Source organism: Aquabacterium sp. (genome assembly GCF_034003525.1).
GTDB lineage: Bacteria > Pseudomonadota > Gammaproteobacteria > Burkholderiales > Burkholderiaceae_C > Aquabacterium.
On record NZ_JAVEYN010000008.1, the window covers coordinates 48,052 to 70,586 of the forward strand.

The window sequence follows — 22,535 nt, forward strand, 5'->3', positions numbered from 1 at the left end:
TCAACGCTCCTGCTTGCGCACGAACAGGCGCGCCGCGCTCAGGTAGGCCACCGCAAAGCCCATCATCACCACGCAGGCCACGCCCAGGGTCTGCCACTGCAGCTGCCAGTTCTTGGTGAATACGCCCAGGCTCACCTTCTGAAACCACGAGGCGGGGAAGCCCTGGGCGATGTAGAAGTTGACACCGTCGAGCGTGGAGACGGGGCTGAGCACGCCCGCGAAGTTGGTGGTGATGATCACGCACAGGATGGCGGTGAGGAACTGCGCCGCCACCTGCGTTTGCACGAAGGCCGAGATCAGCAGGCCCATGGCGGTGATGGCGAAGGCGTAGGCCGTGGCGCCCAGCGTGAGCGCCAGGAAGCTGCCCTTGAGCGGCACACCCAGGCCCCAGATGAGCACGGCCACCAGCGTGAGGTAGCTCAGCAGGGTCAGGGCCACATAGGGCAGCTGCTTGCCGACCAGGAACTCGCTGATGGCGCCGGGTGAGGCGTAGAGGTTGACCATGGTGCCCATTTCCTTTTCGCGCACCACGCCCAGGGCGGTGAGCATGGCCGGGATCAGCGTCAAGGCCAGCATCAGGTTGCTGGGGCCGAACACGAAAATGCTCTGATACGAGGGGTTGTAGGCCATGCGAGGGGCGACGGTGATCGGCACCGTGGGGGTCTCGGCGCCGGGCGTGGACCGGGCCAGTTGCACGGCGTGCTCGATGGCCACCGCCTTGATCGAGTTGACGGTGTGGGCTGCGCGCACGAGGCTGCCGCCGTCCACATAGAAACCGACTTCGGGTTGTCGCTGGCCGATCAGGTCACGGCCGAAACCAGGCGGCACGTCGATCACCAGCCAGGACTGGGAGGAACGCAACTGGGCATCGATCTCCTGGGTGTCGCTCAGGGGAGCTTGTTCGACAAAGTGGGGCGAGCCGGCGAAGTGCTCGACGAAGCGGCGGCTGTCGGTGCTCTGGTCGCGGTCGAGCACCGAGAAGCGGATGTCTTCCACGTCGAAGCTCAGGCCCCAGGTGGCGGCGCACAAGACGATGATGGGGCCGATGATGGCGAAGGCCAGGCGGATGCTGTCGTGGCGCAGCTCCATGGCCTCGCGCTGGGCAAAGGCCCACATGCGACTGAACCACAGGGCGGCGGCCGACGGCGGTTTGCTGGCCGATGCCGGTGAGGTCAGGGGCGCATCCAGTGGGTCGTGCTCGATGGGGGTGTGCGGCAGGTGCTCGGCCTCCTGGTCGGCTTCCAGGTAGTCGATGAAGGCCTGCTCCAGGGTTTCACAGCCACGCTCGACGCACAGGTCGTCGGGCTTGCCCACGGCCAGCACGCGGCCGCGGTGCATCAGCGAGATGCGGTCGCAGCGCTGGGCCTCGTTCATGAAGTGGGTGGAGACGAAAAGCGTGACGCCCTCCTCACGCGAGAGGCGGATCATGTGGCGCCAGAACATGTCTCGCGCGGCCGGGTCCACGCCGGAGGTGGGCTCGTCGAGGATCAGCACCTCGGGCTTGTGCAGGCAGGCAGCGGCCAGTTGCAGGCGCTGGCGGATGCCCAGCGACAGGCTGCCCGGCATGGTCTCGGCGTAGGGGCGCAGCTCGAAAGTGTCGAGCGAGTCCTCGATGGCCTGGTCGGCGGTGGCCGGGTCCATGCGGTACAGGCGAGCGTGGAGCTGCAGGTTCTGGCGCACGGACAGCTCTTCGTACAGCGAGAAGAGCTGCGACATGTAGCCGATGTGCAGGCGGGTGCGCAGGTCCGACGCGTCCACCGGCTTGCCGAGCAGGCGCGCCGAGCCCTCGGTGATGTCGAGCAGGCCGGTGAGCATCTTCATGGTCGTGGTCTTGCCACAGCCGTTGGAGCCCAGGAAGCCGAAGATCTCACCGCGCGGGATGCAGAAGCTCACGTCGCGGGCGGCCACGAAGTCGCCAAAGCGACGGGTCAGGCCTTCGGCCTCCATCGCGGGTGGTCCGTCGTGTGGTGGCAGAGGCGGGATCAGCAGCGGCGCGGTGTCGCCCTTGCGGGAGAGCTTGATGTAGGCCTCTTCCAGGCTGGCCGATCGGGTCTGCTCCAGCACGCCGATGGTGGGTGCGCACACCAGCACGCGACCCTCGTCCATGGCCACGAGGTGGTCGAAACGCTCGGCCTCTTCCATGTAGGCGGTGGCGACCAGCACGGTCATGTGCGGGCGCTCGGTGCGCAGGCTCTCGACCAGTGCCCAGAACTGCCGGCGCGACAAGGGGTCCACGCCCGTGGTGGGCTCGTCGAGAATGAGCAGATCGGGGTTGTGCACGAGGGCCGCGCACAGCGAGACCTTCTGCTTCATGCCGCCCGAGAGCTTGCCAGCCGGACGGGCATGGAAGGGGTCGAGTGCGGTGGCGCGCATCAGGCGCTGGATGCGTGCGTCACGCTCGGCCGACGGCACCCCGAAGAGGCGCGCCGAGAAGTCGATGTTGTCGTAGACAGAGAGCGAGCGGTAGAGGTTGCGGCCCAGGCCCTGCGGCATGTAGGCCACCCGGGGTGCCAACTCACGGCGAAAGGCGGCATCGGCCACATCGCCATCCAACACGATCAGCCTACCGGACTGCAACTTCTTGACGCCGGCCATGAGCGCCAGCAAGGTGGACTTGCCCACCCCGTCCGGCCCCACCAGGCCGACGGTCTTGCCCAGGGGCAGCGTGAGGCTGACCTGATCCAGCGCCGGTTTGCCGTCGTAAGCATGGCTCACCGACTCGACGATGATCGCGGACTGCATGAGCGGCTCACCAGGCGCTGGCGGTGCGGGCGTCGGCGGTCTTGCTCTCGGTGCGGGCGGGCGGCTCGCTCAGGCGCACGAAGCCGTTGCCGGTCAGGCCTCCTTTGAGCAGGCCCGCATGGGCCAAGGCCACCTCGGGCGACAACGACAGCTTCACGCGGAAGCTCAGCTTTTCGCGCTCGCTGGCGGTCTCGACGTGCTTGGGCGTGAACTGGGCATCGGCCGAGACGAAGCTGACCTTGGCTGGCAGGCGCAGATCGGGTGCGGCGTCCAGCACGATGCGCGCCTCGTCTCCCACGCGGACCTGGCCGGCGACCTTGGTGGGCAAGAAGATGGTCATGTGGACCTGCGAGGTGTCCACCAGCGTGGCCACACGCCCCCCGGCCGGGATGACGGAACCGGGCTCGACCACACGGTATTCGATGCGCCCCCCCACCGGGGCCTTGAGGGTGTGGTCGGCGATGGCGTTTTTCAGGCGCTCGATGCCGGCCTCGGCTTCGGCCTGGGCAGCCCTTGCCTCCCCCAAGGCGGCGGTGGCAATGCTGACCCCGCTGGATTCGCCGTCACGCTGGGCCTGGCGCTTCTTGAGCTCGGATTCGGAGATGAGCGTGTCGTCGCGCATCCGCACGGCGTTGTCATAGTCCATCTGCGCCACCTTGGCCTTGAGGCTTTGCACGCGCACCTCGCCTTGCGCGCGGGCCATGGCCTGGGTTGCACGCTGGCGCATGGCCACCACCCCATCGAGCTGGCGTTGCAGGTCGGTGGTGTCCATTTGCGCGATCATGTCGCCCACCTTGACCATGTCCCCCTCGTGCACGGCGATGCTTTGCACCTGGCCCGGGAACTTGGTGGCGACCTCGATGCGTTGCACATCCAGCCGGCCGTTGCCTGAGACGATCTTCGGGGCCGCCTCCTCGGAGCGCAAGGCGCCCCAGGTGGCCCAGGCGCCAGACACCGTCAACGCGGACACCACAGCGCCCAGGATGAAACCGCGATAGGGATGGAGGGAGAACTTCATGATCGTCACTTTGCTGGTTCGTTCAGGTCATGATCGACCCAGCAAAATGCTCGGACATTGAAGTAGATCAGATGCCGTCCTGCGAATTCATGGGGCTTGTCGCACACGCATACCCGCTGTCAGACAGGCATCCCATGCACCCCAGGGTTTGCCCGATCCAAAACAAAAGGCGCCCGGGTGGGCGCCTTGAACCTTGAATCAACCGGGTCGGCCATCCACCCGCGGTTGCCCATACCAGCGCCAATGGCGGGCGCTCCAAGCGCCCAGGGTGAGCAGCCACAACGAGGCGGCAGCCAGCAACAGGGTGCTGGCGTGCGCGGGCCAGAGCGTGGCTGCCAGCCGGGTCAGCGTTGCCAGTTGCAGACTCCAGAACAGGCCCCACGCCATGCTGTCGGCCGCCAGCACACGCCCACTGTGTCCGCAACTCACGCGGGTAACCATGGCCAGCAGCACACTGCCCAGGAAGCCCATGGTCAAAGCGTGAAGGGGCAGCAAGGTCGGGATGTCCACGCCCTGGGCGCGCATCCACACGGTGAAGGCGTCGAGGCAGAAGGCCACACCCAGCCAGACGAAGCCCAGATGCAGCATGGCCAACAAGCGGTTGCGCAGGCTACGCCACAGCCCCCAGCGCACCGCCAGCGCCAGAATCAGCACGCCCGAGACCAGGGCCGTGCCAAAGCGCAGCATCCACAGCCTGGAAGGCATCGCCAGGCTGCGTGCCTCCGCCCACACCCAGCCGCCTTGCAGCACGACCATGCCCAACATGGTCCACAGCAGCCAGTTGGGACGCCAGGCGTCCAGGCTGGGCACGGCCGAGGCCGAGGCCGAGAAGAACGGAATCATGCGGTGAGCCACCACCACATACACCGGCACGATGAAGAGCCACAAGCCCAGCAGCGCGGCCACGCGCACCATCAGATAAGCCTGAGTAGACAGGCCCACGGCAGCGGCCATCAGGCACAACAGGCCGACCACGCTGGCGGCGGCAATCAAGCTGGCATGCAGGCGATCCGGTGCCGGACTGCGCTGCACCATGCCCACAAAGCGGCCCGACAGCATCGCCCAGCCCAAGGTGGCCACCCCCACACTCAACGCGGCCAGACGGTGGTGCACATAAGCGCCCACCAACAGCCCCACCCAGCCTATGACCATGGTCAGCACGCCCAGCAGCACCTGCCGCGCACTCACCTCCGGCATCCGCAACCACTTGGGACCGGCCGTGAACAGAAAACCCGTGAAGAACAAGGGCATGAAGCCAAAGCTCATCAAAAGCGCGTGCACAAAGGTCTCGGGCACCACCATGGCCATGTGAAAGGCCCCGGTACCCCGCCCGGCCATCACCAGCCACCACCACAAGCTGGCCAGGGTCATCACAGCCACCGCGCTGGCAAACGCCAGACGGTGTGGCGCATGCAGCAGCAAGGCCCAGCGCCACGGCGCAGGGTGCAGCTTTGCCTGCGCACGAGCTTGCGCGGGTGTCGGGGTCGAAGGTGCAGCCGCCTGGGCTTTGAGAGGAATGACGGGGCGATTCGGCTTGTCAGCGGGCATGGTGCGTGTTCGGGCGCCCTGCAAAAGGCCAACGAGGTGGGCCCACGGCGTCCAACGTGTTCTTGAGGAGGAGACCATACTCCGTGTCCCCCTCCATGACCATCCTCCGATCGAAGAACAGCGTATCCGGATCATCCTGCCCTTGCAGCAGTCGCCAATAGACCTGAGCGGTGGCCTTCAGACGCAGCGCCACAGGCTGGCCGGCAGATGCCGGTGACAGGCCGCGCGGGCCCGCCTGCAAACGGCAGGTGATGCCCAGATCGTCCACCACCAGCTCCACCACACGACCGGAAAGTTCGGCCTGGGTGGTCTCGTCCACCAGCGGCCACCACAGGCGGTTGAGCGCCTGCGCCATCACCATGGAAGGCGGCCATACCGGCAGGCACCGCACGACTTCACGCAAAAGCTGTTTCATGAGTTGATCCACACCATGCCCGGGCGCTGGGGCCGGGCGTACCCATTGGACAAAGGACCCGGCATGCGCAGCGAGCGAATCACCTCGATCGCCTCAGTGCTGGGAGCGCCGTGGTTCATCACGGCATCGAACTGGCGCAGCACCTCGGCAAAGTCCTGCGAGGTGGGCGACAGGCGCAAGCGCTGCACACCGGCAGCCTGCAAGGCCTCGCGCTCGCCCAACAGGCACTGCACCGTGCCCGACTGGGTCTGGATGCCATTGAGCGTGAGGAAGTCCTGCCCTTCGCGCGTGCGCAGGGCCAGGCCATCGGGGTCGTCCATGCAGCGGAACTCGCAGTGGTCCTTCTGCAGATGATGGTGACGCGCCGTGAAGCACCGCGCCGACAGGGCCAGCGGCATGCGCCCGAAGGCAAACACCTCGCTTTGCACCGCCGAGCCGGGCGGACAGACCTTGCCCACGTCGGGCAAAGACATCTCCACTGGCGCGACCCAGCGCGTGGCACCCAGGGCCGCGTACTCGGCCAAAGACGGGGCGCTGTACACGTTCACATGCAGGCCGATCACCCAGGGCGTGTGCCCCGCCAGCAGGCGCACGGCCGCCGTGTCATTGGCTTCCAGCATGAAGTCGCCCTGCTCCACCCAGCGGCGCAGGCTGCGCAGCTCGGCTTCGGTTTCCAGCAGGGCCTGGGTGCCGATCACCACTTCCTTGCCCGCGGCATTCAGCTCACGCGCCAAGGCCAGCCAGTCTTCCGGCTTCATCTCGTGCCGACGCGAACACACCACCTCGCCCAGGCATACCGTGTGCGCCGACGAATCGGCCACTTCGGCGTAGAACGCCGTCAAGGTATCTCGGGACCAGTAATACTGCACCGGCCCCACACTCAGTTGGAACATGCTCATTGTTCTCTCGCCTCATTGCCACGGGCGCGAGAAGGCGCCCAAGGTGTGCTGCTGCCCCTCGGCCAAGCGGCCCAGAGCGGTCGTCCAGGCGGGCTGCACCGAGTAACGCTCAGGCTGCGCCTTGCACGCATCAATGGCCTGCCGCCAGGTGCGCGTCACCTGCTCCACATAGGCCGCACTGCGCTGGCGCCCTTCGATCTTGATCGCCGACACGCCCGCCTGCATCAGCTCGGGCAGGATGGCCAGGGTGTTCAAACTGGTCGGCTCCTCGATGGCGTAGTCCACCGTGCCGTCCACATCGAAGCGTCCCTTGCACAGCGTCGGATAGCCGCGCGGCTCATCGGGCTCGAAGCGGTCGATGAGGATGCCGCCCAGGCGCGCATCCACCCGGTCGCCGCACTGGTCCCAGCGCACCGCCGATGGCGGCGAACACACGCCTGCGTTGTTGGGCGACTGGCCGGTGGCGTAGGAAGACAGCGCACAGCGCCCTTCCACCATCACGCACAAGCTGCCAAAGCCGAACACCTCAATCTCGACCTTCGTGTTGCGAATCAGGTGCGCCACCTGCGACAGCGTCAGCACGCGCGGCAACACCGCGCGCTGGATGCCATAGCGCTCACGGTAGAACTCGATGGCCTCGTAATTCGTGGCGGAGGCCTGTACCGACAGGTGCAAGCGCAGTTCGGGGTGCACCCGCCGCGCGTACGCCATCACCCCCGGGTCGGCCAGGATCAGGGCGTGGACCCCGATGTCGGCCGCCATGTCCACCGCATCGAACCAGCGCTGCGGCTGCTCGGCCTGGGCATAGGTGTTCAGGGCCATCAGCACATGGCGCCCGCGGTCACGGGCGTACTGCACGCCCTGTCGCGCCTGCTTCTGATCGAAGTTCAGCCCCGCGAAGTTTCGCGCATTGGTCGCGTCCTTCAAACCCATGTAGACCGCATCGGCACCAGCGTCCACCGCCAGTTGCAACGAGCGGAGTGACCCTGCCGGACACACCAGTTCCGGGACCCGCGTGGCATTCATCTCCAGCCTTTCATCTCGGACCGGAACGCGTCGCCCCACGGGCAAACCCTGAATCGATCCACCGAGCGGATTCTGGTGACGACACCGACTCAGGGCTTTGAGATGACGCAAAGCCAGCCAACGGGAGGACCTCAGCCACGCCTCGCCATCGTTCCAAAGAACGATGGCGTCTTAGCACATCGTCCAATCAGCCAGTTTTGATGCACAACAAGAACGGGCCGCTTTGTCGCGCCCACCCCTCCCCAAAAGCGCGGCGCAGGCCCATCATCCGTACACCTATCGTTTACCCCACCCATCCTCACTGGGACAGCGCCATGGCTCGCGAACACGAACAACTCTCTCTGGTGTATGCCTGTTCAGGCTGCTCCAGCGCCGCCCAGCTCGCCAACCACCTGGCCGTGCGACTGGACCGAGAAGGCAGCGCCGAGATGTCGTGCATTGCCGGCGTGGGTGGGCGTGTGCCCAAGCTGGTCCGCACGGCCCAGGAAGCCGCGCAACACGGCCGCCCCATCGTCGCGATCGACGGCTGCGCCCTCTCCTGCGTCAAGGCCTCCTTGGCCCAGCACGACCTCAGCCCCACCGTGCACATCCAGCTGGCGCATCGGGGGGTCAAGAAGGTCTACCGCACCGACTTTGACGAAGACCAGGCGCATGCCTTGCTGTCCGAGTTGAGGGAGCAGGTGCTCACCCTGAACACCCAGTACGCAGCGCGCCAGACGCGCCCACCGGCTGGCACCACCTCGCCCGCCGAGGCAGACCGGCACTGAAAGGAAACCACTGTGAAACGCCTTCAACTCAGCATTGGCCAGAGACTGGCCCTCGGCTTCGGCCTGCTGCTGCTCATGCTCGGCATGGCCGCCATCATCGCGGGCCTGCAGTTCCAGCGCATCAGCGACAACAACAAGCAGATCATCGAGGTGGAATGGCGCAAATCGGAGGCCGCCGCCTTCGTGGATGCCACCACCCGCACCAATGCACGCCACACCATGGCCTTGCTGCTGACCGATGACCCGCAGCGTCGCGCCCAGCTCAACCAGTCCATCAATGACAACAAGAGCAGCATCGACGAAGCCATGCAGACGCTGGACGAATTGGTGTATCTGCCTGAGGCCAAGGCTCTGATGCAGGAGATCAAGGCTCGCCGGACCGCCTTCGTGGCCTCCTTCAACCGCGTGCGCCAACTGCTTGCGGACGGCCAGCATGAAGACGCCATCCGCGCCATGAACGAGGACACCTTGCCGGCCATCGATGCCCTGCAAGCGCCCATCAGCGCCCTCACCCAGTTGCAAAGCCGGCTGATGAGCGAGCGCAGCCAGGCCGCTCAGGCCGCCATCGACACCTCCTTGATCCTGATCCTGAGCCTGACTGGCGCCGCCTTGATCGTCGGCACGCTGACCGCCTACCGGATCTCCCGCTCCATCCAGCGCCCCATTGCACAAGCGGTCAACCTGGCCCAGAAAGTGGCGCAGGGCGATCTCACCGGCCACGTCGACATCCAGTCGCACGACGAGATGGGTCAGTTGCTCACCGCCTTGCAAACCATGAACAACAGCCTGGTCGACATCGTGGACAACGTGCGTCAGGGCTCGGAGACCATCTCCACGGCCACCAGCCAGATCGCCATGGGCAACCTCGACCTGTCGCAACGCACCGAAGAGCAAGCCAGCTCGCTGCAACAGGTGGCCGCGTCGCTCGAGCAACTGACCGCCACCGTCCAGCAAAATCTGGACAACGGGCGTCACGCCAACGATGTCGCCTCCAGCGCGGCCGAGGTCGCAGGCCGCGGCGGCAAGGTGGTCAACGATGTGGTGCACACCATGGAGGCCATCAGTGCCTCGTCCAGCCAGATCGCCGACATCATCAGCGTGATCGATGGCATCGCCTTCCAGACCAATCTGTTGGCGCTCAACGCTGCCGTGGAAGCGGCGCGTGCCGGTGAGCAGGGGCGTGGCTTTGCCGTGGTCGCCAACGAAGTGCGCAGTCTGGCCGGACGCTCCGCCGATGCGGCCAAGGAGATCAAGAAGCTGATCGAATCGTCGGTCGGCGATGTGCAGCAAGGCTGCCGTCTGGTCGAACAAGCCGGGCGCACCATGCAGGACGTTGTCACCAGCGTGAGCGAAGTGGCGCACATCATGGACGCCCTCTCCCGCGCCAGCGAAGAGCAATCAGCGGGCATCCAGCAGATCAACCAGGCCATGGGCCAGATGGATCAGGTGACTCAGGGCAATGCCGCCCTGGTCGAAGAAGCCGCCGCGGCCGCCCAGTCACTGCAGAGCCAGTCCACCGCGCTGGTGCAAACAGTGGACGTCTTCAAACTGCGGCAAGAGCGCCCCCTGGCGCTCGCCTGAGCGGAGCCGGCCTCAGGTTGGCGACACCCCCAGCGCGCCCACGGCGTGCTGGCTCAGGTAGCCACAGTTGTCGCAAATGATGGCCAGCGTGGGGATGGAGGCACCGGTCAGGGTCACGCTCTTGACGTCGGGTTGCAGCACATTGACCAGGCAGGCATCGACCATCAGGAACTTCTCATTGCCGCACATCGGGCACGCTTCAGACCGGCCATTGGCACGGATCTTCTGCGTGAGCGCGCCAATGAACTCCTGTTTTTTGTCTTCTGAAAGCATGGGGGCTCCGTTGAACGTGTCGAGTACAACCGTGTCCGATTCTAGGACGCATTCGTTTCAAGCCTGAGACACAAGGTCTGCCCACAGCTGACCCAGTGAAAAAGCCGCCAAGCACCCAGCTTGGCGGCTCTGTTCGCGATGCCTTCAGAGGCAGGTCGATGCGCTTACCCGTAGCACGCCAACCTTTGTACATCCGGAATGTGGATCTGCCGGCGGTTCACGGCGATCAGGCCGTTGGCCTGCAGTTCGTGGAGGATGCGCGAGAAATGCTCGGGTGTGACGGACAGCAGCGACGCGATCGTGCCTTTGCTGGCCGGCAAGGACACCGTGGCATCGCGCTGTGAAGCAGGCACCTGGCCCACATCGGGCGAGTGCACCAGGTAGTCCACCACCCGTTTGATGCCCGAGTGCAAGGTCAAGGCTTCAATGTCACGGACCAGGCCCGCAAAGCGGCGAGACAGGTCGGTGATGAAGCGCAAGGCCATCGCCGGGTTGCGGTTCAGTTCGCTCATCAGCACGTCCTTGGGCACCTCGACCATCTGCACGTCGACCAGGGCGCTGGCATTGACGCTGTGCGGCTGGTCATTGAACAGCAGCGCCTCGGTCACGCAGCCACCCTCACCCACCACCTCAATGACCTTCTCCTGGCCATTGGGGCCCTTCGCATAGAGCTTCACCAGCCCGTCCACGACGAGATACAGGTCCTCGCATGCATCACCAGCCGCGAAGATTTCGGTACCCCGCTGAACGCGCCGAACACACGATGCGGCGGCGATGCGCTGCAGCTCCGCCTCGGACATGTTCTGAAACAATACCTGGCTGCCCAGGTAGGACACCACATCCAAGCGACGTGAAACCATGATGGATCCCTTCAAAATCCTGTGAACTGAGGTGGATTTTGGGTATAAGTCAGAGGTGTGGATTTGATGCTGCGCAAAGCGCGCCTCAGGGAGGACCCCCAGGTTTCCCCCTCGTCCGAATGACATACACCCTTCAGAGGGTCCGGGGAAACTCTAGCGAGCACCAGAGCGTCAGCAAGGTGGATACCAGGACGCGTCGACCTCGTTGAAGATCGAACTGCTGTCGACGTCCATGTCGTGATAGGGCCCGGTACCACTGTGCTCCGCGTCCGAGGCCGGGACGAACTTGCCCGACTTGACATCAAAGACGTGGACCTCGCCCTCTTCGATGACGTAATGCCAGCCATGCAGGGCGATCTGGCGTTTCTCCACCCGCTGGCGCACCATCGGGTAGTCCATCAATCGCTCAAGCTGCAGCACCACTGAGCGCTGCTCGGTGCGTCGCAAAGCCTCCTCCGACACTTGCACAGGCAAGGTGGCCTCGCGCGCCAGGTCCAGCCAGGCATTGAGGTTCTTGGCTTCCGGGGACACTTCTTCGTAGAGCGCCTTCACGGCGCCGCAGTGCGAGTGCCCGCACACCACGATGTGGCTCACGTGCAGGTTGAGCACCGCGTATTCGATGGCTGCTGCCGTGCCATGCAGGCCGTGCAGGCCGTTGTAGGGCGGCACCAGCGCACCCACATTGCGCACGAGAAACAGCTCACCCGGGCCAGCCCCCGTCAGCATGTAGGGCAAGAGGCGGGAGTCGGAACACCCCACGAACAGGATCGTGGGGTGTTGCCCCTGCTCAACCAACGCCTTGAACTGCCCCTGATACTGGGGAAAGTAGTCCGTTCTGAAGCGGCGGATCCGCTTGAGCAGTTCGTCATCCATGGGTTTACTGCAGCAGAGGTGAGTCAGCAGCGTCCAGATCCACGCCGTGGACCTCCCATCGACCGGCCAGCAGCTGCATGGCCTGGCGCAAGGCCGTCACCCACACCTGCTGACGCAGGGACTGGGCCACCGCTTCTTGCACGACTTCGAAAGGCTGCATCTGACCGGGGTCACGCTGCAGCACCTCGACCACGTGCAGGCCAAAGCGGCTGTGCACCAGGCGGGGCAAAACGCCCACGTTGGCCGTACCCTCGTCCTGAGCGAACAGTTCGCGGGCGAACTCCGGGGCACAGTCCTCGGCACGCAACCAGCCCAGATCACCGCCCTGCGTGGAGCTGGGGCAGTTGGACAGGTCACGGGCGACCTCGGCAAAGCGACGCGGCTCGGCACGCACGTCCAGCAAGGCCTGCTCGGCACGCTGGCGCAGCGCCTGCACGTCCACACCGGGCGTGACCGCAAACAGGATGTGGCGCGCCTGCACACGCTCACCCAGCGCGTACTTCGACGGATGGGCGGCGTAATGCCGGCGGCAGGAGGCCTCATCGGGGTCGGGCACGCGCAGGTTTTGCGCCAGCCACAGGTCGATGGCCTCGGCAGCCGCCTCGGACATCACCCCATCGACTGGCTGTGGATCGTCGGCGGAGAGCAGACCGGCGTCGATGGCCGCCTGGCGTAACAACTCCAGGCTGGCGCGCTGGCGACACTCGGTTTCTGTCAGGCTGGCGATGTCATCGGCCAGCAGCACGTCACCGACGCGCAGGGGGCGCGCCCCTGCGGTGGACAGATTCACGCTCATCATGCTGGCTCCCTTACTTGTTCAGACCCATCTTGCGGCTGCGCACGACCTGCCACGGACGGGCGATGTAGCCCACCGAAGCGAAGCCGCTCCACACATGCACCAGACGGGTGAACGGGAAGATGGCGAACAAGCTCATGCCCATGAACATGTGGATCTTGAAGACGATCGACACGTCGGTGATGAAGCTGGGGGCATCACCCTGGAAGGTGACCAGGTGCTGCGCCCAGGACATCAGCTTGAGCATGGTGCCGCCGTCGCTGTGCTGCACGGACAGCGGCACGGTGGACAGACCCAGCAGCAGCGTGGCCAGGATCCAGAACAACACCAGGAAGTCGCGGCCACGCGAGGTGGCGCGCACGCGGGCGTTGGTCAGGCGACGGTGGATCAGCAGGATCAGGCCGATCAAGGCGATCACGCCAAGAATGCCACCGGCCACCACGGCCAGCATCTGCTTTTGCCCCGCCGTGATGCCAAGCGCGTGGATCACGGAGTGAGGCGTCAACATGCCCACGAAGTGACCAAAGAACAGGCCAATGATCCCGATGTGGAACAGGTTGGAGCCCACACGCAGGCTGCCGGTGGACAGCATCTGGCTCGATTCGCTGCGCCACGAGTACTGCTCGCGGTCAAAGCGCATCAGGCTGCCCAAGATGAACAGGGCGCCGCAGATGTAGGGATAGATGCCGAAGATGAATTGATGAGAGAGGCTCATGCTGATGCTCCTCGTTGTTGGGTCGATGCGGTCCGCCGCACGATCTGGATGGGTTGAGGCTGATCGGGGCTTTGCTGGCCCTTGCTGCTGCAGCCCGCAAAGGCTTCAGGCTCGGCCCAGCTTTCGTCCAGGTCCTCCTCGGCCACCACGGCCACGGTTTCGATGTCCTGCTTGCCGATCTCCAGCACCGCGGCCAGCACATGGGCATACAGGCTCTGGCGCTTGACCAGAGCCGTGTGCACCGCGTTCAGGATGTGGGCGATCTCACCGATGAAGTCGCGCATCTGCGCGGCCGTCAAGGTGGAGACGAACTCCAGCACCACGGGCAGGTAGTCGGGCAACTCGCCGCCGACCTTGTTGGGGTCCAGCATCAAGCCGGCCTGCTCATAGGTCTTGATCAGGTCGATCATGGCGGGGCCACGGTCACGCGAGTCCCCGTGCACATGCTCGAACAGGTGCAGCGAGGTGGCGCGCCCTCGGTCGAACAGCTCGACGTAGGCCTCCTCCACGGCAAACGGGTCCTGCTGGATCAGCGTGCCGAGCAGCTTGTTGAGGCCAGCCAGGCGCTGGTCGCTCACCGCCCCCTCGTTGGCCAGCACCTGCTGCAACTCGGGCACCACGGCGCGCAGCTCGGCGCCGGGGTAGCTCAGCAGATGGGCCAAAGCCCGCAGCGTGTAGCTGGGCGTGACGTCGGGTTGACGTTGGAAAAACGACGTCATGTTCACACCTCCGACTTGATGGGGATGGTGCGCTTCTTGGTGCCACCGAACAGGCTGGCCTCGCTGGCGCCATCCGAGCAACCGTTGCCGAACGAGAAGCCGCAGCCCCCACGCAGGTCGAACGCGTTCTCGGCGTACTCGCGGTGAGCCGACGGGATCACGAAGCGGTCTTCGTAGTTGGCAATGGCCATCACGTGGTACATGTCCTCGACGGTGTGCTTGTCCAGACCGAACTGGTCCAGCACCTGCTTGTTCTCGACGCCGTCCACATGGCGGCTGCGCATGTAGGCGCGCATGGCGAGCATGCGTTCCAGCGCGCGGGTCACCGGGAAGGTGTCGCCAGCGGTCAGCAGGTTGGCCAGGTACTTGACCGGAATGCGCAACTGCTTGACGTCGGGGATCTGACCGTTGACGCCCAGGTCGCCCACGTTGGCCGCAGCCTGTATGGGCGACAGCGGCGGCACGTACCAGACCATCGGCAGCGTGCGGTACTCGGGGTGCAGCGGCAGGGCCACCTTCCAGTCCACGGCCATCTTGTAGACGGGGCTGTGGCGGGCAGCCACCAGCCAGGCTTCGGGGATGCCGTCCTTGCGGGCCTGCTCGATCACCTTCGGATCGTTCGGGTCCAGGAACAGGTCCAGTTGGGCCTGGTACAGGTCACGGTCGTGCTCGACGCTGGCCGCAGCCTGGATGCCGTCTGCGTCATACAGCAGCACGCCCAGGTAGCGGATGCGGCCCACACAGGTTTCGGAGCAGACCGTGGGTTGGCCGGCTTCGATACGGGGGTAGCAGAAGATGCACTTCTCGGCCTTGCCCGACTTCCAGTTGTAGTAGATCTTCTTGTAAGGGCAGCCCGAGACGCACATGCGCCAGCCGCGGCACTTGTCCTGGTCGATCAGGACGATGCCGTCTTCCTCGCGCTTGTAGATCGAACCGGAGGGGCACGATGCGACGCAAGCTGGGTTCAGGCAGTGCTCGCACAGGCGAGGCAAGTACATCATGAAGGTGTTTTCGAACTGGCCGTAGATGTCCTTCTGGACATCGTCGAAGTTCTTGTCCTTGCTGCGCTTGCTGAACTCGCCGCCCAGGATTTCTTCCCAGTTCGGACCCCACTCGATCTTCTCCATGCGCTGACCGGTGATCAGGCTGCGTGGACGCGCGGTGGGCGCGGCCTTCAACTTGGGCGCGTTTTGCAGGTGCTCGTAGTCGAAGGTGAAGGGCTCGTAGTAGTCGTCGATCTCGGGCAGGTTGGGGTTGGCGAAGATCTTCATCAGCAAGCTGAGCTTGCCGCCTTGACGGGGCTCGATCTTGCCGTTGGCCTTGCGCACCCAGCCACCGTTCCACTTGTCCTGGTTTTCCCATTCCTTGGGATAACCAATGCCAGGCTTGGTTTCGACGTTGTTGAACCAGGCGTACTCGACGCCAGGGCGACTGGTCCAGACGTTCTTGCAGGTCACCGAGCAGGTGTGGCAACCAATGCACTTGTCCAGGTTCAGGACCATGCCGATTTGAGCGCGGATTTTCATGCGTGTGCTCCTTGCGAGCTGGTGGCGGAACCTTCGCCGTCCATCCAGTCAACCTTGTTCATCTTGCGGACCACCACGAACTCGTCACGGTTGGTACCGATCGTGCCGTAGTAGTTGAAGCCGTAGCTCAGCTGGGCGTAACCGCCGATCATGTGGGTGGGCTTCAGCACAATCCGGGTCACCGAGTTGTGGATGCCGCCGCGGGTGCCGGTGATTTCCGAGCCCGGGGTGTTGATGATCTTTTCCTGAGCGTGGTACATCATGACCATGCCGGGGTTCACGCGCTGGCTCACCACCGCACGGGCCGCGATGGCGCCGTTGGTGTTGAACAGCTCAACCCAGTCGTTGTCCACGATGCCGGCACGCTTCGCGTCGTCTTCACTCAGCCAGATCACCGGGCCACCGCGGTTGAGCGTGAGCATCAACAGGTTGTCGGTGTAGGTGGAGTGGATACCCCACTTCTGGTGCGGCGTGATGAAGTTGAGCGCGATCTCCTTGTTGCCGTTGGGCTTGCGATCCTGCACTTCATGCAGGGTCTTCAGGTCGACCGGCGGACGGTAGGAAACGAAGCCCTCGCCGAAGGCACGCATCCATTCATGGTCCATGTAGAACTGCTGACGGCCGGTCAGGGTGCGCCATGGGATCAGCTCATGCACGTTGGCGTAGCCGGCGTTGTACGACACCTTCTCGCTTTCCAGACCCGACCAGGTCGGCGAGGAAATGATCTTGCGCGGTTGCGCCTGGATGTCGCGGTAACGGATCTTCTCGTCTTCGCGGTGCAGGGCCAGGTGGGTGTGATCCCGACCGGTCTGCTTGCCCAGTGCGTCCCAGGCCTTGACGGCGACGTGACCGTTGGTCTCGGGGGCCAGCATCAGCACCACTTCGGTGGCGTCGATGTCGGACTCGATCTTCGGGAAGCCCTGGCTGACGCCCTCTTCGCGGACCTTGCCGTTCAACTCGCCCAGCGCGCGGACTTCGTCCTCGGTGTTCCAACCGATGCCCTTGCCACCGTTGCCCAGCTTGTTCATCAGCGGGCCCAGCGAGGTGAAACGCTTGAAGGTGTTCGGGTAGTCGCGCTCGACCACGGTGATCTGCGGCGCGGTCTTGCCGGGGATCAGGTCGATCTCGCCACGCTTCCAGTCCTGCACATCGAACGGCTGGGCCATTTCGGCGGCCGTGTCGTGCATGATCGGAGTCATCACGACTTCCTTCTCGGCGCCCAGGTGGCCCACGCAGACTTCGGAGAAGGTCTTGGCAAAGCCCTTGTAGATCTCCCAGTCAGAACGGGCTTCCCATGCCGGGTCCACCGCGGCGGACAGCGGGTGGATGAAGGGGTGCATGTCGGACGTGTTGAGGTCGTTCTTCTCGTACCAGGTGGCCGTGGGCAGCACGATGTCCGAGTACAGACAGGTGGTGCTCATGCGGAAGTCGAGCGTGACCAGCAGGTCCAGCTTGCCTTCGGGAGCCTGGTCGTGCCACTTGACTTCTTGTGGCTTGGCATCGCCTGCGCCCAGGTCCTTGCCCTGCACGCCGTTGGTGGTGCCCAGCAGGTGCTTGAGGAAGTACTCGTGGCCCTTGCCGGACGAGCCCAGGATGTTGGAGCGCCACACGAACATGTTGCGCGGCCAGTTCAGCGGATTGTCCGGGTCTTCGCACGACAGCTTGAGTGAACCGTCCTTCAGGGCGCCGACGGCGTAGTCCTTGGGGTCCATGCCCTTGGCCTGCGCGTCCTTGACGACCTTCAGCGGGTTGGTTTGCAGCTGAGGTGCCGAAGGCAGCCAGCCCATGCGCTCGGCGCGCACGTTGTAGTCGATCATGCTGCCGCCGAACTGCTTCTTGTCAGCCAGGGGCGAGAGCACCTCTTCCACGCCCAGCTTTTCGTAACGCCACTGGTCGGTGTGCGCATAGAAGAAGCTGGTGGAGTTCTGTTGACGGGGCGGACGCGACCAGTCGAGGGCGAAAGCCAGTGCCGTCCAGCCGGTTTGCGGACGCAGCTTTTCCTGGCCCACATAGTGAGCCCAGCCGCCGCCGCTCTGGCCGATACAGCCGCACATCATCAGCATGTTGATGATGCCGCGATAGTTCATGTCGCAGTGGTACCAGTGGTTCATGGCCGCGCCGATGATGACCATGGACTTGCCCTTGGTCTTGTCGGCGTTGTCGGCGAACTGGCTGGCCACGGTGATGACCTGGGCGCGCGGCACCCCGGTGATCTGCTCTTGCCACGCGGGGGTGTAAGGCACGTTCTCGTCGAACGACTTGGCGCCATCGTCCACCAGTTGACCAGCGGCATTCTTCAGGCCGCGGTGCACGCCATAGCTGGCCACTTGCAGGTCGAACACGGTGGCGACCCACACGTCGCGGGTCTGGCCGTTCTTGTCCTGCACGGTGATGCGCTTCATGGGCACATTGCGCAGCAGGATGTCGCCTTGCTTGTTGCTCGGGAAGTTCGGGGTGTCGATGCCACCGAAGTACGGGAAGGCCACCTTGTTGACTTCGGCGGTCTGGTTCTCCGCCTTGTTGGCATCTTCCAGCACCGACAGCTTCAGACCGACCAAACGGTCGCTCACGCCTTCCTTGGTTTCCAGGTTCCACTTGCCTTCGTCGGCACGGCCCGCGGCGCTCCAGCGGAAGCCGATGGAGCCGTTCGGCACCACGATGGAGCCGTCGGCGTCATAGGCCAAGGTCTTCCATTCGGTGTTGGTGCCGGCACCGATGTCACCGCTCATGTCGCTGGCGCGCAGGTAGCGGCCGGGGACCAGGGCCTTGCCAGCCGGGGTGTCCTGCTCGTCGAGCATCACCAGCATCGGCAGGTCGGTGTAGCGGCGGGCGTAGTCGTCGAAGTAGGCCGAACGCTGGTCGAAGTAGAACTGCTTGAGGATCACATGGCCCATGGCCATGGCGACCGCCGAGTCGGTGCCCTGCTTCGGGTGCATCCAGATGTCGGCCAGCTTCGAGATTTCGGCGTAGTCAGGGGTGACCGCCACCGTCTTCGTGCCCTTGTAGCGCACTTCGGTGAAGAAGTGGGCATCCGGGGTACGGGTCTGAGGCACGTTCGAACCCCAGGCGATGATGTAGCTGGAGTTGTACCAGTCGGCCGATTCGGGCACGTCGGTCTGCTCACCCCAGATCTGCGGGCTGGCGGGCGGCAGGTCGCAGTACCAGTCGTAGAACGACATGGCGACACCACCGATCAGGCTCAGGTAGCGTGTGCCGGCGGCGTAGCTGATCATGGACATGGCCGGGATCGGCGAGAAGCCGATGATGCGGTCCGGACCGTATTGCTTGATCGTGTAGACGTTGGACGCGGCGACGATCTCGTTGACCTCGTCCCAGCTGGCGCGAACGAAGCCACCCAGGCCACGCTCCTTCTGCCAGCTGCGGCGGGTTTCGGCGTTGCTCATCAAGGCTGCCCAGGCGTCCACCGGAGACTTGGCAATCGCACGTGCGGCACGCCAGTGCTTGAGCAGCTCACCACGCACCATCGGGTGCTTGACGCGGTTGGCGCTGTACAGATACCAGGAATAGCTGGCACCGCGGGCGCAACCACGGGGCTCGTGGTTGGGCAGGTCGTCGCGAGTACGCGGGTAGTCGGTCTGCTGGGTTTCCCAGGTGACGATGCCGCCCTTGACGTAGACCTTCCACGAGCAAGAGCCCGTGCAGTTCACGCCGTGGGTGGAGCGCACGATCTTGTCGTGCTGCCAGCGGTTGCGGTAAGCGTCTTCCCAGGTGCGATCCTCGCCCGTGGTGACGCCGTGGCCTTCTGCAAACTCTTCTTTGGGTTGAGCGAAGAAGGTCAAGCGGTCAAGAAAGTGACTCATGTGTTGACTCCTGTCAGATTCACGTGTGAGAGATCAGCAAGGCTGCTCGGCACCCTTGCGGGCGTAGTACCACCAGGTGGTCGCAATGCACAGCAGGTAGAAGGCGATGAAAGCCATCAGCGCCAGCTCCGGGCCGCCCGTGGCACCGATCGAAGTGCCATAGCTCTTGGGGATGAAGAAGCCACCGTAGGCCGCCACCGCAGCGGTGAAGCCCAGCACAGCGGCCGCTTCGGTATTCGCTTCCTTGATGGCGGCGTTCATGCCGGCTTCGTCGTTGCGCTTGACCTTGCTGGTCTTGAGGTTCAGGAAGATCACCGGGATCATGCGGAAGGTCGAGCCGTTGCCGATGCCGGTGGTCAGGAACAGCACCAGGAACATCAGGAAGAAGCCGGTGAAGTTGCCTTCGGCGGGGCCGATGGACAAGGCGTAGGCACTGCCGGTGCCCTTGGGCAGGAAGAACAGCACGCCCACCACAGCCAGGGCCATGACGATGAAGTTCCAGAAGGTGACGCGGGCGCCGCCCAGCTTGTCAGACAACCAGCCCCCCACCGGACGAATCAGCGCACCGACCAGCGGACCGATCCAGGCGTAGGCCAACGGGTTCACATCCTTGAACTGCGACTTGATCAGCAGCGGGAAGCCAGCGGCATAACCGATGAAGGAGCCGAAGGTGCCCAGGTACAGAATGCACATCAGCCAGTTGTGCTTGCTGCGGAAGATGGCTGCCTGCGTGGCAAACGAGGCCTTGGCATCGGCAATGTCGTTCATGAAGAACCAGGCGGCCAGGCTCACGATGACGATCCAGGGCACCCACACGAAGGCGGCGTTCTGTGCCCAGATCTCGGACGACTGACCGGCCTTGTTGACGATGGTCTGCGACTCACCGCCCAGCACGCCGAACAGGCCGACCGAGATGATGATGGGGCTGAGGAACTGCACCACCGACACGCCCAGGTTGCCCAGGCCGGCGTTCACACCCAGGGCCGAGCCCTTGCGCTCCTTCGGGAAGAAGAAGCTGATGTTGGACATGGACGACGAGAAGTTGCCGCCGCCGAAGCCGCACAGCAGCGCCAGGATCAGCATCGTCGGATACGGCGTGGTGGGATCCTGCACCGCGAAGCCGATGCCGATGGCCGGGATCAGCAGCGAGGCGGTGGAGATCGCCGTCCAGCGACGACCGCCCACTAGGGGCACCATGAAGGAGTAGAAGATGCGCAGCGTGGCGCCCGACAGCGCCGGGGCCGAAGCCAGCCAGAACAGCTGGTTGGTGCTGTAGTTGAAGCCCATCAGCGGCAGGTTCACGGCCACCACGCTCCACATCTGCCAGATGGCAAACGCGAGGAACAGCGCCGGGACCGAGATCCACAGATTGAGCTTGGCAATCGCCTGACCTTCTGCTTCCCAGAAGGCCTTGTCTTCTGGGGTCCAGACCGTCAGGGTCGTGCCCGGACGGGCCTTGCCCGCCGAGGTTTTGATGGTTGACATGATGTGTCCTTGAGGGAGAAATCAGGCGCGCTTGCCGACGGGAGCGTGCTGGGGCTCACCGCCCACCACGTCACGAGAGCGAACTTCGGTCATGTACATCCAGATCAGCGAGACCCAGACGACGCCGTAGAGCAACATGAAGGCGCTGGAGCGAACACCGGTGAGGTCCAGCAGGTAACCGAACATGATCGGCAGCACGAAACCACCCAGACCACCGGCCAGGCCGACGATGCCGGAGATGGCGCCGATGTTGGTGGGGTAGTCGTTGCTGATGTACTTGAAGACACTGGCCTTGCCGAAGGCCATCGCGATGCCCAGGGTGAACATCACGATCGTGAAGACATAGACGTTCAGGCCAATGTGGAAGGTCTGGGGACCGTTGACCGTGGTGATGGTGAAATCGGTCTGCGGGTAGCTCAGAATGAACAGGCAGATCCAGCACACCCACAACACCCACCAGGTGACCTTGTGGGCGCCGTGCTTGTCCGACAGCCAGCCACCGATGGCGCGCAACACCCCACCGGGCAGTGAGAAGCAGGCAGCCAGCAAGGCGGCGACACGGATGTCGAGGCCATACTCGCCCACGTAGTACTGCACCATCCACAGGCTCAGGCCCACATAGCCGCCAAACACGATGGAGTAGTACTGGCAGTACTTCAGAACGCGCGGGTCCTTGAGTTGCTTGAGCTGGTCGCTGAAGCTGGCCTTGGACTGGACCAGATGGGTGGGGTCGGAGTAGCTGAAGAACCAGAACAGCAGGGCCGTGCCCAGCATGATGGCCGCGTAGACCTGCGGCACCATGGTCCAGCCTGCGGCGACCAGAATGACCGGCGCGATGAACTTGTTGACCGCAGCGCCCGAGTTACCCGCACCGAACACGCCCATCGCGAAACCTTGCTGGTCCTTCGGGAACCAACGGGCCACATAAGGCGTACCGACCGAGAACGAGCCGCCAGCCAGGCCCACGAACATGCCCAGCACCAGGAACTGCCAGTACTGGGTGGCGTAGGCCATCAGGTAGATGGGCGCCACACACAGCATCATCGTGATGAACAGTACGATGCGACCACCGAAGCGGTCGGTCCAGACACCCAACGGCACCCGGACGAGAGAGCCCGTGAGCACGGGCATGGCGGTCAGCAGGCCGAACTGCGCGTTCGTCAGACCGAGGGTTTTCTTGATGGGAATCCCGATGACGCCGAACATCATCCAGACCATGAAGCACACGATGAAGGCCAGTGTGCTCACGACCAGAACCGATAAGGCCTTACCTCTCTGAGACATGGAAAGCTCCTATTTCTATGTCTCAGAGTGTTCAAAAATAACCCTGCTGTGAACATCCTTCCGTTGGTCAGGCGGAATCGGTCAAAAGGAGTAGTCCGACATCGGATTTGATCTGGATCAGTTACGCAAATCGTCCCCCCAACGTCATGTTCAGCTGGCACAGCATCCGAGCTCGGAAACACGAGGT

Annotated in this window: 18 protein-coding genes; 2 read left to right on the plus strand and 16 right to left on the minus strand. The window is 64.2% G+C overall.

Annotated elements, in window-relative coordinates; translation table 11 throughout:
- The 6 genes from rbbA to ubiU all read right to left on the minus strand — a co-directional run bounded on the left by rbbA (position 1) and on the right by ubiU (position 7,648).
- Positions 1 to 2,742 (minus strand): ribosome-associated ATPase/putative transporter RbbA, encoded by a 2,742-nt coding sequence (gene rbbA / locus RBT42_RS06720; protein ID WP_320363400.1) that lies wholly within the window; start codon positions 2,740 to 2,742, stop codon positions 1 to 3.
- A gap of 7 nt (positions 2,743 to 2,749) precedes the next feature.
- Entirely contained in the window at positions 2,750 to 3,760 is a 1,011-nt protein-coding gene (locus RBT42_RS06725; RefSeq protein ID WP_320363402.1) for an HlyD family secretion protein, read from the minus strand.
- A gap of 198 nt (positions 3,761 to 3,958) precedes the next feature.
- Positions 3,959 to 5,308, minus strand: a complete 1,350-nt coding sequence (locus tag RBT42_RS06730; RefSeq protein ID WP_320363404.1) for an NnrS family protein — start codon at positions 5,306 to 5,308, stop codon at positions 3,959 to 3,961.
- The gene (gene ubiT, locus RBT42_RS06735) at positions 5,298 to 5,723 is read right to left on the minus strand and encodes a ubiquinone anaerobic biosynthesis accessory factor UbiT (RefSeq protein WP_320363406.1); all 426 of its coding nucleotides are present in this window, start codon (positions 5,721 to 5,723) and stop codon (positions 5,298 to 5,300) included. Before ubiT ends, RBT42_RS06730 begins: the two co-directional genes overlap by 11 nt.
- On the minus strand, positions 5,720 to 6,622 hold the full coding sequence (locus RBT42_RS06740) for a U32 family peptidase (RefSeq protein WP_320363408.1): 903 nt from the start codon (positions 6,620 to 6,622) through the stop codon (positions 5,720 to 5,722). The genes ubiT and RBT42_RS06740 overlap by 4 nt, the downstream gene beginning before the upstream one ends.
- 12 nt (positions 6,623 to 6,634) lie before the next feature.
- Positions 6,635 to 7,648 (minus strand): ubiquinone anaerobic biosynthesis protein UbiU, encoded by a 1,014-nt coding sequence (ubiU, locus tag RBT42_RS06745; protein ID WP_320363410.1) that lies wholly within the window; start codon positions 7,646 to 7,648, stop codon positions 6,635 to 6,637.
- Positions 7,649 to 7,962: 314 nt separating this feature from the next.
- Between ubiU and RBT42_RS06750 the strand changes: the two genes are divergently transcribed.
- Positions 7,963 to 8,415, plus strand: a complete 453-nt coding sequence (locus RBT42_RS06750) for a putative zinc-binding protein (protein WP_320363412.1) — start codon at positions 7,963 to 7,965, stop codon at positions 8,413 to 8,415.
- A gap of 12 nt (positions 8,416 to 8,427) precedes the next feature.
- Complete coding sequence (locus tag RBT42_RS06755) at positions 8,428 to 9,996, plus strand: methyl-accepting chemotaxis protein (protein ID WP_320363414.1); 1,569 nt, start codon at positions 8,428 to 8,430, stop codon at positions 9,994 to 9,996.
- 12 nt (positions 9,997 to 10,008) lie between these two features.
- Here RBT42_RS06755 and RBT42_RS06760 read toward each other — a convergent pair whose 3' ends face one another.
- From RBT42_RS06760 to RBT42_RS06805, 10 genes are all read right to left on the minus strand, one after another.
- The gene (locus tag RBT42_RS06760; RefSeq protein WP_320363416.1) at positions 10,009 to 10,269 is read right to left on the minus strand and encodes a hypothetical protein; all 261 of its coding nucleotides are present in this window, start codon (positions 10,267 to 10,269) and stop codon (positions 10,009 to 10,011) included.
- Positions 10,270 to 10,433: 164 nt separating this feature from the next.
- Entirely contained in the window at positions 10,434 to 11,129 is a 696-nt protein-coding gene (locus RBT42_RS06765; protein WP_320363419.1) for a Crp/Fnr family transcriptional regulator, read from the minus strand.
- Positions 11,130 to 11,300: 171 nt separating this feature from the next.
- Complete coding sequence (locus RBT42_RS06770; protein ID WP_320363420.1) at positions 11,301 to 12,002, minus strand: carbonic anhydrase; 702 nt, start codon at positions 12,000 to 12,002, stop codon at positions 11,301 to 11,303.
- Between the two features lie 4 nt (positions 12,003 to 12,006).
- On the minus strand, positions 12,007 to 12,798 hold the full coding sequence (locus RBT42_RS06775) for a peptidylprolyl isomerase (protein ID WP_320363512.1): 792 nt from the start codon (positions 12,796 to 12,798) through the stop codon (positions 12,007 to 12,009).
- A 13-nt stretch (positions 12,799 to 12,811) separates the two neighbouring features.
- On the minus strand, positions 12,812 to 13,513 hold the full coding sequence (gene narI, locus RBT42_RS06780) for a respiratory nitrate reductase subunit gamma (RefSeq protein ID WP_320363421.1): 702 nt from the start codon (positions 13,511 to 13,513) through the stop codon (positions 12,812 to 12,814).
- On the minus strand, positions 13,510 to 14,232 hold the full coding sequence (gene narJ, locus RBT42_RS06785) for a nitrate reductase molybdenum cofactor assembly chaperone (RefSeq protein ID WP_320363422.1): 723 nt from the start codon (positions 14,230 to 14,232) through the stop codon (positions 13,510 to 13,512). The genes narI and narJ overlap by 4 nt, the downstream gene beginning before the upstream one ends.
- A 2-nt stretch (positions 14,233 to 14,234) precedes the next feature.
- A complete protein-coding gene (narH, locus tag RBT42_RS06790; protein ID WP_320363423.1) occupies positions 14,235 to 15,758 on the minus strand; it encodes a nitrate reductase subunit beta in 1,524 nt (507 codons plus the stop codon).
- Positions 15,755 to 19,579 carry a nitrate reductase subunit alpha gene (locus RBT42_RS06795; protein WP_320363424.1) on the minus strand — a complete coding sequence of 1,275 codons (3,825 nt, stop codon included), beginning with the start codon at positions 19,577 to 19,579 and terminating at the stop codon, positions 15,755 to 15,757. The genes narH and RBT42_RS06795 overlap by 4 nt, the downstream gene beginning before the upstream one ends.
- A gap of 33 nt (positions 19,580 to 19,612) precedes the next feature.
- Entirely contained in the window at positions 19,613 to 21,064 is a 1,452-nt protein-coding gene (locus RBT42_RS06800) for a NarK family nitrate/nitrite MFS transporter (protein ID WP_320363425.1), read from the minus strand.
- 21 nt (positions 21,065 to 21,085) lie between these two features.
- Positions 21,086 to 22,348, minus strand: a complete 1,263-nt coding sequence (locus RBT42_RS06805) for a nitrate/nitrite transporter (protein ID WP_320363426.1) — start codon at positions 22,346 to 22,348, stop codon at positions 21,086 to 21,088.
- Positions 22,349 to 22,535 lie beyond the last annotated feature (187 nt).

Excerpts from the sequence above, each read along its gene's own strand:
- rbbA (WP_320363400.1), bottom strand. The coding sequence starts at position 2,742 with ATGCAGTCCGCGATCATCGTCGAGTCGGTGAGCCATGCTTACGACGGC.
- RBT42_RS06725 (WP_320363402.1), bottom strand. The coding sequence starts at position 3,760 with ATGAAGTTCTCCCTCCATCCCTATCGCGGTTTCATCCTGGGCGCTGTG.
- RBT42_RS06730 (WP_320363404.1), bottom strand. The coding sequence starts at position 5,308 with ATGCCCGCTGACAAGCCGAATCGCCCCGTCATTCCTCTCAAAGCCCAG.
- ubiT (WP_320363406.1), bottom strand. The coding sequence starts at position 5,723 with ATGAAACAGCTTTTGCGTGAAGTCGTGCGGTGCCTGCCGGTATGGCCG.
- RBT42_RS06740 (WP_320363408.1), bottom strand. The coding sequence starts at position 6,622 with ATGAGCATGTTCCAACTGAGTGTGGGGCCGGTGCAGTATTACTGGTCC.
- ubiU (WP_320363410.1), bottom strand. The coding sequence starts at position 7,648 with ATGAATGCCACGCGGGTCCCGGAACTGGTGTGTCCGGCAGGGTCACTC.
- RBT42_RS06750 (WP_320363412.1), top strand. The coding sequence starts at position 7,963 with ATGGCTCGCGAACACGAACAACTCTCTCTGGTGTATGCCTGTTCAGGC.
- RBT42_RS06760 (WP_320363416.1), bottom strand. The coding sequence starts at position 10,269 with ATGCTTTCAGAAGACAAAAAACAGGAGTTCATTGGCGCGCTCACGCAG.
- RBT42_RS06765 (WP_320363419.1), bottom strand. The coding sequence starts at position 11,129 with ATGGTTTCACGTCGCTTGGATGTGGTGTCCTACCTGGGCAGCCAGGTA.
- RBT42_RS06770 (WP_320363420.1), bottom strand. The coding sequence starts at position 12,002 with ATGGATGACGAACTGCTCAAGCGGATCCGCCGCTTCAGAACGGACTAC.
- RBT42_RS06775 (WP_320363512.1), bottom strand. The coding sequence starts at position 12,798 with ATGAGCGTGAATCTGTCCACCGCAGGGGCGCGCCCCCTGCGCGTCGGT.
- narI (WP_320363421.1), bottom strand. The coding sequence starts at position 13,513 with ATGAGCCTCTCTCATCAATTCATCTTCGGCATCTATCCCTACATCTGC.
- narJ (WP_320363422.1), bottom strand. The coding sequence starts at position 14,232 with ATGACGTCGTTTTTCCAACGTCAACCCGACGTCACGCCCAGCTACACG.
- narH (WP_320363423.1), bottom strand. The coding sequence starts at position 15,758 with ATGAAAATCCGCGCTCAAATCGGCATGGTCCTGAACCTGGACAAGTGC.
- RBT42_RS06795 (WP_320363424.1), bottom strand. The coding sequence starts at position 19,579 with ATGAGTCACTTTCTTGACCGCTTGACCTTCTTCGCTCAACCCAAAGAA.
- RBT42_RS06800 (WP_320363425.1), bottom strand. The coding sequence starts at position 21,064 with ATGTCAACCATCAAAACCTCGGCGGGCAAGGCCCGTCCGGGCACGACC.
- RBT42_RS06805 (WP_320363426.1), bottom strand. The coding sequence starts at position 22,348 with ATGTCTCAGAGAGGTAAGGCCTTATCGGTTCTGGTCGTGAGCACACTG.